Origin of the sequence: Paenibacillus sp. 2TAB26, assembly GCF_052115145.1 — a bacterium.
Lineage (GTDB): Bacteria > Bacillota > Bacilli > Paenibacillales > Paenibacillaceae > Pristimantibacillus.
Window position 1 is genome coordinate 133,108 of sequence record NZ_JBFRGC010000006.1, and the last position, 13,099, is coordinate 146,206.

Below are 13,099 nucleotides of genomic sequence, written 5' to 3' on the forward strand. Positions count from 1 at the left end.
AGAGCCTTTCTGAAGGCGGCGACAACAGGGGTTTACGGGAGAAGGCAACAGCTTTCTCCTAAAGCTACATATAGGTTAGCTGATAGGATGATTGATGTGAAGGCTTCTTGGTTTGCATCTATTTTCAAAATTGAAATGTATGCGCTTACTCATTTGTGGTAGCTTAGTAAGTAGAATGGCAATCGTTCCATAATGATCATTAACGGGGTGAATCATTAATGAAGAAAACTTTGCATACAGGACCGATCAAGCTGCCGAGGCTGCCAGACCCTAAGCTGTGGGTGAGCAAAGCACCGTTTGGGCTAGGACGCATTAAGCCGCATCATATTCGTGATACGCTCAAGGTAGCGTGGGATAACCGAGACAGCTTGCCGTATGCGTATCGGATTTTGACGCAGGGTGTATGTGATGGCTGTGCGCTTGGCGTGTCCGGTTTATATGATCAGACGTTGGACGGTCCTCATATTTGCACGACGAGATTGAACGTCCTGCGGCTGAATACGATGCCTGCTATCAAAGGGAATGTGCTGCATGGCGATATTGAGGAGCTGCGGAAGCTCGATAGCACGCAATTGCGCAAGCTGGGAAGGCTGCCGTACCCGCTGATAAGAAGCAAGGGAGAAAGAAGCTTTCGCAGAATTTCGTGGGATGAGGCGCTGGACCGCATTGCTGCCAAAGCGAGGGCAATAGACCCGAAGCAGATGGCTTTCTACTTAACTGCGCGCGGGATAACGAATGAATCCTATTATGTGGCGGCAAAGGCTGCTCGGCTCATTGGGACAAATAACATCGATAACGCCTCTCGGATTTGCCATTCTCCATCCAAAACAGCGATGAAGCGCTCTATTGGGGTAGGTGCCTCTACCTGCAATTATAAGGACTGGATTGGTACGGATGTTCTCGTTTTTTGGGGCAGTGTGGCAGCGAACAATCAGCCTGTATCGACCAAGTATATGTACGCAGCTAAGCGCAAGGGTACCAAAATCATCGTGATCAACCCCTATCGCGAGCCGGCAATGGAGGGCTACTGGATACCGTCTATACCGGAATCAGCTCTCTTTGGCACGAAGCTGGCAGACGATTTCTATCAGGTGAATATCGGCGGTGACATTGCTTTCATGCACGGCGTCATGAAGTGCTGGTTTGAGATGGAGGAGGAGCAGCCAGGCTCAGCGATTGATCATGCTTTTGTAAGCGCGCATACGAATGGGTACGAGGAGCTGAAGGTTCATATTCAGCAGCAGGACTGGGACCTTCTGGAGAAATCATCCGGGCTGACGAGAGAGCGGATGCAGGCTTTCGCTGCTTTGCTTGCCGCGGCGAAGTCAAGCGTATTCGTATGGAGCATGGGCCTGACGCAGCATCGATTCGGAACGGACAATATTTCGCAGGTTGCCAATCTTGCGCTGCTCCGCGGTTTTCTTGGGCGGGAGCATTGCGGCTTGATGCCGATTCGCGGCCATAGCGGCGTTCAAGGCTCAGGCGAAATGGGGGCTGACCCCTTTAGTCTGCCTGGCGGTGAGTTCAAAGGTGCGGATATCCGCCGTTTAGAGGAACTTTGGGGCTTTAAGCTGCCGGATTGGCAAGGTGACATTGTAGGTGTATCGCTTGAAAACGCAATGTTGAACGAGCATGCTGATCGTAAGCTGAAGCTGTTCTATACATCAGGCGGCAATTTTATCGAGACGATGCCTGATCCTGATTTTGTGAAGCGCTGCTTAGAGAGCGTCGAATTGCGGGTGCATCAGGATATCGTGCTGAACAGCTCGACACTTGTAGATGCGCAGGAGGAGGTTATCGTACTGCCTGCCATGACAAGGTATGAACAGCCAGGCGGGGGTACGTCAACCTCGACGGAGCGAATGGTTTATTTTTCACCAACTATTGAAGGGCCGCGGATCGAAGAAGCGCGTGCGGAGTGGCAAATCTATGCGGATTTAGCTGCACGCATTAGGCCGGAGCTCAAAGCGGCTATCGCGTTCAAAGATGCTGCTGCTGTGAGGGAAGAGATTGCGATGGCTTCACCGAACTATGAGGGCGTAGAGCTGCTGCGGAACCAAGGTGACGTATTCCAATGGGGCGGGGCGTGGCTGTGCGAGGGTGGTTTTTGTCCAACTTCCGACGGGAAGGGCAGCCTGCTGCCCATTGAATTGCCAGAGCTTCGTATACCGGAAGGGCATTTCTATGCAACGACAAGGCGCGGAAAGCAGTTTAACTCTATGATTTATGGCGGGAAGGATGCTTTTAACGATGCAGGGCGCTACGACGTGCTGATGAATGAAGCGAATTTATCGGAGCTTGCGATCGCCGAAGGTGATGCGATTGTTGTATATAACCGAAGCGGGAGCTTCCATGGCAGGGCGAAACCAGCGGATATTGCGCCAGGCAATATCGAGTTGTATTGGCCGGAAGGGAATAGTCTATTTCCAAAAGGAGTATATGAGCCGTTTGCAGGCATACCAGAGTATAATGCTTCCGTTATCGTAGAGAAGGCTGAAACCTATCATGCCTTTAAGGATACCAAGTATATGGAGAAGCGGATTGTGGAGCTGGAAATCGAGCCGCCGGCGTAGAACTGCTGTGGTCGTAATGATGCATAAGCAAGCTGAGCGTGGAAGGGGAGTATTCGAATGGATCTTTCGAACACGACAAAATGGCGCATACTCAAATACGATAGCAGCGGCCACTGGGAGAAGGATGACGATATCGCTGCGGAATATCCGCTTACTCTGAAGCTAGGAGGTGAGGAATTTGCAACGATGGTATGCTCGCCATCACATTTGCAGGAGCTGGTCATTGGTTTCCTTGCTTCCGAAGGGGTTATACGTGCTGCCGGTCAGGTGAAATCGCTGCGGATCGAAGAGGATACTGGTTTTGCCTATGTTGAGCTAGAGCATAAGCATACGTTAAGTCAGGATCATTACGCGAAACGTTTTATCGGATCATGCTGCGGTAAGAGTAGGCAGTTTTATTTTCACAATGATATGCTGACGGCCAAAACGATCATGACCCGCACTAAAATATCTGCTGAGCAATGTATTCGCTTTATGCGCGAGCTTCAGGAGGCATCCTCGGAATTTCGCAGCACGGGCGGTGTTCATAATGCAGCCATTGGAACGCCATCGGAGCTGCTTGCTGTAAGAACGGATATTGGGCGCCACAATGCGCTCGATAAGCTGTTCGGCTATTGTTTGCTGCACCGTGTTCGGACTTCGGATAAAGTGATTGCATTCAGCGGCAGGCTCTCCTCGGAGGCGGTGCTGAAAGCGGCCAAGATCGGCTGCGGCATTATGCTCAGCAAGTCGGCGCCTACTGATCTTGCTCTTCGCTTGGCAGAGGATTTAGGCATTACCTGTGTGGGTTTTATTAGAGGCGGAGAGATGAATGTATACACCCATCATGACCGAATCGATTTCGGCGATGGATTGACAGCATGGTAGTGATTGTATATCATTTTAAATGAAAATGATTATCACCATGTGACAAGAAGGAGTTTATGATGCTTTTACGCTTTTTTTCCTACTACAAGCCTTACAAGAAGCTTTTTCTGCTTGATTTCTGTTGTGCAGTAGTGCTGGCGATTCTTGAGCTGTGCTTCCCCTTGGCAGTCAGCTATGTAATAGATACGCTTTTGCCTGACGAGAACTGGGGGCTTATCGTTACTGCCTGTGCTATCTTGCTTCTGATTTATATTATTAATACACTGTTGCAATATGTAGTCACCTATTGGGGCCATATGCTTGGTATTAATATTGAGACGGACATGCGGAAGAAGCTGTTCGACCACGTACAGAAGCTGTCCTTCCGTTTCTTCGATAACACGAAGACCGGTCATCTGATCTCGCGTCTTACGAATGATTTATTCGAGATTGGCGAGGTTGCCCATCATGGCCCAGAGGATATGTTCATTGCTGCGATGACGCTCGTCGGAGCGTTCGGCATTATGGCGTATATTAATTTGGAGTTAGCCATTCTTACTTTTGTTATTGTGCCAATCATTATCTGGCTCGTTCTGATGTTCAACGGTAAAATGACGAAAGCTGCGAATCGGTTGTTCTCGGATATGGCCGATTTTAATGCTCGAGTAGAGGATACGGTTGGCGGGATTCGTGTTGTTCAAGCTTTCTCGAACGAAAGCCATGAGAAAAAGCTGTTCAAGGTGAACAACCTGCGTTTCCGTGAAGCGAAACTCATTTCCTACAAAATCATTGGTTTGAACTCTTCGATTACCTACATGCTGATGAGACTTGTATCTGTATTCGTATTGATTGCAGGCACTTGGTTCGTTATTAAAGGTGATCTGAAGTACGGCGAATTTATTAGCTTTGTTTTGCTTACGAACATCTTCTTTAAACCGATTGAAAAAATCAATGCAGTTATCGAAAGTTACCCAAAAGGCATTGCCGGCTTTAAACGTTATGTGCAGCTGCTGGAGACAGCGCCTGATGTTGCGGATAAACCCAATGCGAAAGAGGTTAACCGCCTAAACGGGAATATTGAATATCGGAATGTTACGTTTGGTTATGAAGGCGAAGCGAAGGTGCTTCAAAATATCGATCTTACTATTCGTGCAGGTGAGACAATTGCCTTTGTTGGACCTTCTGGCGCCGGCAAAACGACGCTTTGCAGCTTGCTGCCGCGTTTCTATGAAATTGAAGGCGGAAGCATATCCGTCGATGGCTATGATACTCGTGATTTGAAGCTGGATTCGCTCCGGAAGCAGATCGGTATCGTACAGCAGGATGTGTTCCTGTTCGCAGGTACGATTAGAGAAAACATCAGTTACGGTAAGCTTGGCGCATCGGATACAGATATTTGGGAAGCCGCGCGCAGAGCGAAGCTTGAAGAATTCATACACGCGCAGCCGGACGGACTGGAAACGGTAGTGGGCGAACGCGGCGTTAAGCTGTCTGGCGGACAGAAGCAGCGGCTTGCGATTGCGCGGATGTTCCTCAAAAACCCGCCTATCCTTATTCTCGACGAGGCAACTTCGGCACTCGACACTGAAACGGAAGCAGCAATCCAGCAGTCGCTGGCAGAGCTGTCCGTAGGCCGCACAACGCTTGTTATCGCACATCGCCTCGCTACGATCAAAAATGCGGATCGCATTGTTGTTGTAACGGAGCAAGGAATTACCGAGCAAGGCCGTCATGAAGAGCTAGTATCGGCAGGCGGCATCTACAGCCGCTTGCATAAAGCACAGTTTGGCAATAGATAATTTGAATTTGAATGAAGGCTGCCGATATCGATGAATCGGCAGCTTTTTTTTATTAACAAAGCAGCCGAGGCTGTTTATCACTAACAGATAGAATGAAACAAACAGGAACTGCTACGCATCAAGCTCAAATATTAATCCTACAAATTAATCCCACACATCCGCCATTACAACGTACTCCACTCCATGCTAAAGGAACACTAAAGGCTTGATCTTGTTTAAACGGTATTAGCAGCGCCTGACAATACTTCTTGTTTGTCTTTCTTTGCGCCTGTTTTCCTTCTCTTATAAAACGACAAGAAGGCCGATGTAACGGCAATCGACAAGGCAGAGTACAATCCACTTTTGAGCGAAAATACGGATAGACTAGTGAGGACAACTAGAAAATCGAATGCGAAGTTGGTAATGCCAGGGTTGACGCCATGCTTTTTGTGCAAATAGATGGCTAGTATTGTCGCGCCGCCGAGTGAAGCACCGTTGCGGAATAAGGCGGTAATGCCTGCTCCGATGAATAATCCTCCGACGATCGCTCCGATTAGTGGCGGAATCGTAAAGGCAGGYAAGATATCGTTTATTGAACTTAATGAGGAGAGCAGCGCGATAGCACCAATAGTTTTGAAGGTAAAGGATTTGCCCATGTAAAAGTAGGAAAAAATTAGAAATGGAAGATTGAGCAATAAAAACAAATAGTGGAATGAGACTTGCAGCTGGGGTGATAAGCTTAAAGAGAGTCCTGCTGTTCCTCCAGTTACGATATGTGAATGCTTTAAAATGACTAATCCGCCCACAGTAACGAAGCAGCCTATTGCAATATGAAGCCATTTGCTGATATTTTCCTTCATTTTGTAATCCAATTTGCGTAACATCTCACATGCACCGCCTGCTTAAGTTTGTTACTATAAGAATACAAAACAGCATCAATCGTATATATGATAAACAGAATGAAATTGATGTGAATTTATATAACATTGAACGAATTTTTATTGTTTTTCCTGCAAAATGAAGGAGGTTGTGATCATGGATCAATTGGATCGTATGCTTCTCCAATTACTGCAGGAGGATGGCCGAATAACGGTGAGTGAGCTGTCCAAACGATTGTCTCTCAGCCGCCCCAGCATATCTGAGCGTCTGCTGCGCTTGCAGGAGAAAGGCATCATTACTGGATTTGGTGCACGAGTATCGCCTGCTGCTATCGGCAGAAACATACAGGTCATCATTCAAATGAGTGAATTGAAAGTATTTCCGATGGAGTTTGAGAAGCGCATCATGAATGATGATGAGATTATAGAATGCCACCGGGTAACAGGAACGGTCAGCTATGTTCTGAAAGCAGCGATAACGGGGATGGATGGTCTAAGCGAGCTTGTAGAGAGGCTTATGCCTTTCGGCAATGTCAACACGTCGGTCATTCTCTCTTCTCCTGTTATGAACAAAACCATACTGCCTAAGGATTAAACGATTAACGGAGTAAAGGGGACTTATAGGATGGAACAAACGAAGACACTAATTGAAGCATATAATCAAGCCAGCTATCCGTTAATCGGTCATGGAAAGCGGAATGTACAGGTTCTCAAAGAAGCGCTAGAGCAGTGGGACGCAGAGCAGGATAGCGATATGTACGGCAATGGAGCGATAATTGAGAATTTTGAGGAAAAGATGGCTAAACTGCTAGGCAAAGAATCGGCTGTATTTTTCCCCAGCGGTACAATGGCTCAGCAAATTGCCCTTCGTATATGGTGTGACGAGAAAGGAAATAAGAAGGTCGGTTATCATCCTTTAAGCCATCTGGAGATTCACGAGAAAGACGGCATGAAAGAGCTGCATCATCTTGAAGCTGTACTGTTGGCGGATGTAGAAAGGCCTGTCCTTCTTCATGATTTGCTTGGTCTAGAGGAAAAAATCGCTTGTTTGCTACTGGAGCTGCCGCAGCGCGAAATTGGCGGACAGTTGCCGGAATTTGAAGAGCTCAAGGCTATGTCGGCATTTTGTCGGGAGAGAGGAATTAAGCTTCATCTGGATGGAGCGAGGCTGTTCGAGATACTTCCGTATTATGAAAAGTCTGTTCAAGAGGTTTGCGCGCTCTTCGACAGTGTATATATTTCGTTCTATAAAGGAATTGGCGGTATTGCAGGAGCGATATTAGCCGGAGATCGCAGCTTTACAGAGGAATCGAAGATTTGGAAAAGACGACATGGCGGTGATCTCATCAGCTTATATCCTTATATTATTGCTGCAGACTATTACATGGAGCGGCGACTTCCGCATATGAAGAAGTACTACAGGGAAGCGCAGGAGCTTGCTGCATTATATAACGGGTGCGAGGGCATGAAGACTATCCCGGAGGTGCCTGTTTCCAATATGTTTCATGTTCACTCGACAGCACAGAAGGAGCAGCTTGATTCAATCCTAATCGATATCGCTGGGAAAACAGGTATCGGTTTGACGCAGTCTGTCCGTGATAAAGGAGAGGCTGGCTCCTATTTTGAGGTTAACATTGGCGATCGGTATGATGCGGCTCCTAAAGAAACGCTTTTTGAAGCATTTCGATTGCTGGACAATAAGCTGCAACAGAAAGGTGGGAGGGAATAGCATTAACACTTTTAACTCGATTATGTCTGCACAACATGCTAAGTTATAAATAGTGGAAAATGAGATAATTTCTGATAAAATTCTCGTTTGTTTCATTAGGCATAAGTGCAGAGGGGGAAATGAGGATGGAAAAGAAGCCGTGTTTAGGTTGTCAGCTGGCCAATCATGAATTAGAGACTCAAACCGTATACGAAAATGAATGGGTGACTTGTCTTCTAGATATAGCACCGCTTAATGAGGGTCATCTGCTCATACTCCCTAAGCAGCATTTTCATGATGTCGATGATTTAGACGAGTTAACCGCTAATGAAATTATGAAAACATCTGCGATGCTGGCAAGGGTGCTAAAGGTACATTTTCAGCCAGACGGTATAACGATTATTCAAAATGGCGGAAAATTCAACGATTTGACGCATTATCATATGCATGTGTTCCCTCGGTATGATTCGGATGGGTTTGCTTGGGTGGAGCCTGTTGATTTTACACATGCAAAGGAGCGTTTAAGCGAAACACGAGAGAAGCTGCTAGTGGCAATCCATGATGTTAGCACATAATGTGAAATGAGGCTAAAGAAGGAGTGATCCATTCTGAAAAAAATCATTTTACTAATTGTTTGCTGTTTCCTTGTATTTGGTGGTTCTTATGTCTACTCGAAAGCGAAGCCGCCTTTAACAGCACAGGCGTTCTCTTCAACAAACGATAGACAAATTGTTTTAGTGATAGTCGGGAATAAAAGTTTGGTTGGATCTATCGATATTAATGAAGTATTAATAAATGATGGCGACGTGCCTGAGCGAGTCAAAATACAAGTTAGCAGTCCTGCTAAAGGTTTTATTGTAACCGACCGCTTCGATGAGACGGAAGAAAAGGATTACTCATTTAAGGATCTGAATGAAGTGACCATTCCAACAGGAACATCCCCGCAGGCACAGACGGCCAAAGAGAATAAAGGCAAAGTCACAGATGCGGATCATACCTATGCCCTAACAATAGGGGATAAGCAAACGATTGAATCGGTCACGATCAAATATAACCACCTCGGGATTTCGCATAAAATAACGATTTCGACGATAAAGGTTCAATGAGCTATACTACGTACAACATAAAGAATGATTAACGAGGTTAGTTTTTGATGAGGCTAAACGTTGGATAGCAATAGGGGTTCCAATTTATAAAATAGTACAGAGGAGGTATGTATTCATATGAAATATTCCTTTTGTGCAGGAGCGGCTTCTGTGGGATGTATCATGTTGAGCTGCCTTTTATTGTTTTGGAACCCTTACACGGATATACTGGTGAGTGATAAAACGATTCTTATCGTGTTTATGATGTTGATCCTTCCAGCTTGTATAGGAATTTTAGCTGCAATTTTGAGAAACCGAATGTTAATGCTAGTGGTACTCATCTGGTCGCTGCCGTATGGCATTTATTTATCTGTAGCATCTATACCGAGTATTTGGAATCTCTATGCAGCGGTTCTCATTTTATATGTCATTTCCCTAATAAGGAAAGAAACCGCAYATAAAGGGGCATTATAAAGCAAAAAAAGTCATGAAAGGACGAGACGAAACAATGGAGAAAGCAAATCAAAAAATTAAAACATTTTTTATGTTTGAAGGCAGAGCAGAGGAGGCTATGAACTTCTACACTTCATTATTCGATCAATCCGAAATCATAAGTATCCAGCGATACGGAGCGAATGAGACAGGCCCTGAAGGAACCGTAATGAAAGCTACATTTTCTCTAAAAGGACAACAGTTTATGTGTATCGATAGCGGCGTCAACCATGGCTTTACGTTCACACCTTCAATATCTTTGTTCGTTACCTGCGATACGGAAGAGGAAATAGATCAGGTTTTTGAAAGCCTATCACTTGAGGGCAGCATACTCATGCCGCTTGCCGCTTATCCGTTTAGTGAGAAGTTTGGCTGGGTTTCAGATAAGTTCGGCGTTTCATGGCAATTAAGTCTTGAGAAAAGCTGATTGCTCCCTATTCCCCATCCGTTTCATGCAAATTGGGAAAGGCTGAAGCAGGCAAGAGAGAGATTCGAAGAACGTAGAGTTGAAATTCAACATATTCTGTACCCTGTGCGTTACATATGTGCACATTTTAATTCTGAAGTCATGTTTACTTTTGATTCACAGCTATTTAAACAAACAAGGCATAATGAACAGCCCTAAAGCGCTCGCTTTGGAGATTTACCACTTCGCAAATCCCAAATTCCCCGAAGATGTTGATGTTTACATTCCAACTCATGAATAGTGCTGATGCAGAAGATAGTGGACATATTCCACCGTCTTCTGCATCTCGCTAGCGCAGCTTCAAGTTTGAAGCAGCTATAGCATCTCAACCTTTAGGTCAGGGAAACGACCTTGCAGATCTGCTAAACGATCTAGTAGTGCAGCTTTATCAAATGGATATTTAAAAATGTCCGGATTCGGCTTAAAGGTAATGCTTGTGCCTGTTTCCTTCGTCATGCCTAAGACAAGCAGTTCACTTTGCGGTATGCCATGTTTAAAGTCTTGACGAAATACTTTTCCTTCACGGCGAACCTCTACAGAAAGCTGTTCAGACAAAGCGTTAACTACAGGCATGTTTATGCCTTTTAACCCTTCGGAAGCTACAACGGATGCGCTTTTATTGTAATGCCCAAGCTCCGTAAGCACAGTTTGTACTGGAGTTGTCTTCGACTGAGGGAAGGCTTGAATCGGAATGCCTCGACCATTATCAGAGACGGTAATACTTGTATCGCTGTGAAGTACGATATATAGCTCCGTACTATAGCCTGCTTGGTGCTCCAACACCGAGTTATCAATGACGGACCATAAAAGATGATTCGGATCGTACCCCTCTTTATTTTCGCCTAAATACTCCTCAACGTTATTTCTAGCCTCTGTAAGCTCCATATAATGGCTCGTATCGAGCAGATCAGTAATAGCGGTCAACAAAAGCAGCAGCGGAAGCGTTCGATGAGCAGGCAGAGAATACTTGCCTCCACGTTCCTCTTGAACCAAAAGGTCAGCCCCGAGTAAGGCTTTGGTATGGTGGTAAAGCTGCCCCGTAGTTCCCAGGTTTAGTCGTTCTACGATATCTGAGCCGGAGAGAGGCTCCAGCAATACAGCAAGCAGGATGTCGAGCCGCTGCTTATTTCCGAGTGCTGCCAAAATTTTTGCTGCTTTATCGGTGTCAAGACCAAGTAAGTGATGGACTTCTTGCTGCCTAGGGTCCCACCTGAAGCCATTGTGCCCGCGATATTGCCCGGAATAAAAGAGGCTGCCTAAATCATGCGGGACTTCATCGTTTAATGAGTTCTCATTTAAATTCATAGTTAATGCTTGTTTTGGAGAAGGACGAGTATTAATGACCTGACTTAACATTTGTTTGAGCTCGTTCATCTCTTTGGTAAGTAAATCAAGCTCAGTTCCGTAGTCTCTAGAAGCGGTCAAACGGCATCACCTCTTAATATTATTGTTTTACGTAATTACGTTATACAATAAATTTATCATAAGTTCAGTGAATTGTAAACAATGACCAAAAACTTTATGGTACGATGAACAAATATTTTAATAGCAGGCCTAACATTTAAGGGGGTAAAGCATTGTTTTCGAAAAAGAGGCATGTGAGGATAGATTGGGAATGCTCCATTGAGGACGAAACAGATGCTCGCGTCTGTGTTTATGTCACATTTCCAGATTACTCCCGGTGGGTAGCTAATTTTTATACGGTAAAATGTATCGAATCCATCCGTAACGATCGGCTGAGCAGAGGGGACAATACGTTCGTCTGGTCAGAAGAGAATTTGATTATTGTCGATCAAGTAAGTCGAGCACATATTGAGAAAATTATTGATGAGAGTATTGAACAAAATACATTCGAGTATTTATTTAAATATTTTGGCTGGGTTCATGCACCGAATGTTAGACAATATCCTGGCGGTTTCTTCGAAAGCAAGGGCACTATCGATCCGATTATAATCAGCAGCCAAGCGAGCACACTACGCGAAATGTTGGAGCATGCCAGCGACGAATTAAGAGAGGTGATCAAACAGTTTCTGTTTGGCGAATGGCAGGCGAGGATCGAGCATCTTAAGCTGATACCCAAACTTGAAGCTAAACATATGAGAGTGGCTCAGGCAGAGCTTGAGGGTCGTGACATGAAGCGCGAGTGGGAAGACATTTTTGCAGAGGGTTTGGATGCCCAAGAAAAGACGAACATTTATATGGAACAATATTTATGGCATGTTTTCAGCTATGCAAAAAAATCATGCTTAAGCGATGAACAAGCGGTAGAAGCATTCCGTAATGAGCCTAAAAAGGCATGTTATGTCTTCTATCAGCAGCATGATTTAGTGTTGCTGATAGAAGATGCAGCGCGTTTAATGCCTGAGGATGTGGAAGGCGAGCAGGACATCTATATTGTAGATGAGCATTTTAAGTGGACCTATGTGGTAACCCATGAGTCTGAATTAGGGCCATATTTTGTTAAGGCACAGTATACTCGCTAATCGTTACTCCAGGATCGGAGCCGTATTTCATGGTTTCGCCAGAGATCGAAATTTCCTTTACTTCATTGCCCAGTTCATCTACTAATACATGCCTAATGCCTCGCACAGGCCGAGGACTAGAGGTTTTATAGATACCCTTTTCCGGAATATTAATGACTTCATATCCTTTTTTCTTAGAGATAGGCGGAGAGTTTGAATCGCCAAAATGAATGACAACAGTGCCGTGAAAGCTTTGCGGAATGTGATGGATAACTGGTCTGCTTTTCTCAACCTCTGAGACCAGCATATTGATCGGCAGGTATATGATTACAAGTGAAGCAAGCAAGAAAATGAGATAGCCCTTCTCTTTTATAGCAACAAGAGAACCTACAGAGAATACAATTGCAGAGCTGGCAAATAGTAAAATAAACAGTCCGAACTCAGGAGAAAAGAGATCCTGTATTCCCCATATTCCTAAGCCCATCATAACGGTAACGGAAGCTGCGGCAATGATACTTAGAACAATTAGCAAGGCAGTGCGCAGAAAAATAGCCGACTTCCTCCATCGGAACATCAGGGTGTAAAACGGGAGAATAAGGAATAGATACGAAGGAAGCGTCCAGCCGATTAGCTTGCTCGAATCACTCCCGAGGCTCTGATCATACACGAGCGTCAAATAACCTAAATAAGCGAGTACGCCTGCAAAATAGCTGGCTATAGCAACTAAAACGTAAAATAGCTTTTGTTTCATGGGGACAACACCTCTTCTGTGTGTATGGAAGCTTTGTACCCCTAAAGCATAACGTTATAC

Annotated in this window: 12 protein-coding genes; 9 read left to right on the forward strand and 3 right to left on the reverse strand. The window is 45.2% G+C overall.

Translation table 11 applies throughout. From position 1 onward, the window contains the following. The first annotated feature begins 218 nt into the window (after positions 1–218). From AB4Z50_RS08070 to AB4Z50_RS08080, 3 genes are read left to right on the forward strand one after another with little or no spacing between them, the layout of a single operon-like run. The gene (locus AB4Z50_RS08070; protein WP_441877789.1) at positions 219–2,573 is read left to right on the forward strand and encodes an FdhF/YdeP family oxidoreductase; all 2,355 of its coding nucleotides are present in this window, start codon (positions 219–221) and stop codon (positions 2,571–2,573) included. A gap of 57 nt (positions 2,574–2,630) precedes the next feature. Next, the gene (gene fdhD / locus AB4Z50_RS08075) at positions 2,631–3,440 is read left to right on the forward strand and encodes a formate dehydrogenase accessory sulfurtransferase FdhD (protein ID WP_339206430.1); all 810 of its coding nucleotides are present in this window, start codon (positions 2,631–2,633) and stop codon (positions 3,438–3,440) included. A gap of 59 nt (positions 3,441–3,499) precedes the next feature. Further along, positions 3,500–5,218 carry an ABC transporter ATP-binding protein gene (locus tag AB4Z50_RS08080; RefSeq protein ID WP_441877792.1) on the forward strand — a complete coding sequence of 573 codons (1,719 nt, stop codon included), beginning with the start codon at positions 3,500–3,502 and terminating at the stop codon, positions 5,216–5,218. Between the two features lie 215 nt (positions 5,219–5,433). On the opposite strand, the gene AB4Z50_RS08085 is transcribed toward AB4Z50_RS08080, so the two are convergent. Continuing rightward, positions 5,434–6,081 (reverse strand): YitT family protein, encoded by a 648-nt coding sequence (locus tag AB4Z50_RS08085; protein WP_441877794.1) that lies wholly within the window; start codon positions 6,079–6,081, stop codon positions 5,434–5,436. 151 nt (positions 6,082–6,232) lie between these two features. Between AB4Z50_RS08085 and AB4Z50_RS08090 the strand changes: the two genes are divergently transcribed. From AB4Z50_RS08090 to AB4Z50_RS08110, 5 genes are all read left to right on the forward strand, one after another. Beyond that, on the forward strand, positions 6,233–6,670 hold the full coding sequence (locus AB4Z50_RS08090) for an Lrp/AsnC family transcriptional regulator (protein WP_441877796.1): 438 nt from the start codon (positions 6,233–6,235) through the stop codon (positions 6,668–6,670). A 30-nt stretch (positions 6,671–6,700) separates the two neighbouring features. After that, complete coding sequence (locus tag AB4Z50_RS08095; RefSeq protein ID WP_441877798.1) at positions 6,701–7,804, forward strand: threonine aldolase family protein; 1,104 nt, start codon at positions 6,701–6,703, stop codon at positions 7,802–7,804. A gap of 125 nt (positions 7,805–7,929) precedes the next feature. Beyond that, entirely contained in the window at positions 7,930–8,358 is a 429-nt protein-coding gene (locus tag AB4Z50_RS08100) for an HIT family protein (protein ID WP_441877800.1), read from the forward strand. Between the two features lie 162 nt (positions 8,359–8,520). Then, positions 8,521–8,889 (forward strand): hypothetical protein, encoded by a 369-nt coding sequence (locus tag AB4Z50_RS08105; protein ID WP_441877802.1) that lies wholly within the window; start codon positions 8,521–8,523, stop codon positions 8,887–8,889. Between the two features lie 487 nt (positions 8,890–9,376). After that, complete coding sequence (locus AB4Z50_RS08110; RefSeq protein WP_339206440.1) at positions 9,377–9,787, forward strand: VOC family protein; 411 nt, start codon at positions 9,377–9,379, stop codon at positions 9,785–9,787. Between the two features lie 354 nt (positions 9,788–10,141). Here the strand turns inward: AB4Z50_RS08110 and AB4Z50_RS08115 are convergent, their stop codons facing one another. Continuing rightward, on the reverse strand, positions 10,142–11,251 hold the full coding sequence (locus AB4Z50_RS08115; protein ID WP_441877805.1) for an ATP-binding protein: 1,110 nt from the start codon (positions 11,249–11,251) through the stop codon (positions 10,142–10,144). A 152-nt stretch (positions 11,252–11,403) separates the two neighbouring features. On the opposite strand from AB4Z50_RS08115, the gene AB4Z50_RS08120 reads away from it, so the two are divergent. Next, on the forward strand, positions 11,404–12,309 hold the full coding sequence (locus AB4Z50_RS08120) for a DUF4275 family protein (RefSeq protein WP_441877807.1): 906 nt from the start codon (positions 11,404–11,406) through the stop codon (positions 12,307–12,309). Here AB4Z50_RS08120 and AB4Z50_RS08125 read toward each other — a convergent pair. Further along, entirely contained in the window at positions 12,287–13,039 is a 753-nt protein-coding gene (locus AB4Z50_RS08125; protein ID WP_441877809.1) for a DUF6843 domain-containing protein, read from the reverse strand. The genes AB4Z50_RS08120 and AB4Z50_RS08125 overlap by 23 nt on opposite strands. Positions 13,040–13,099: the final 60 nt, after the last annotated feature.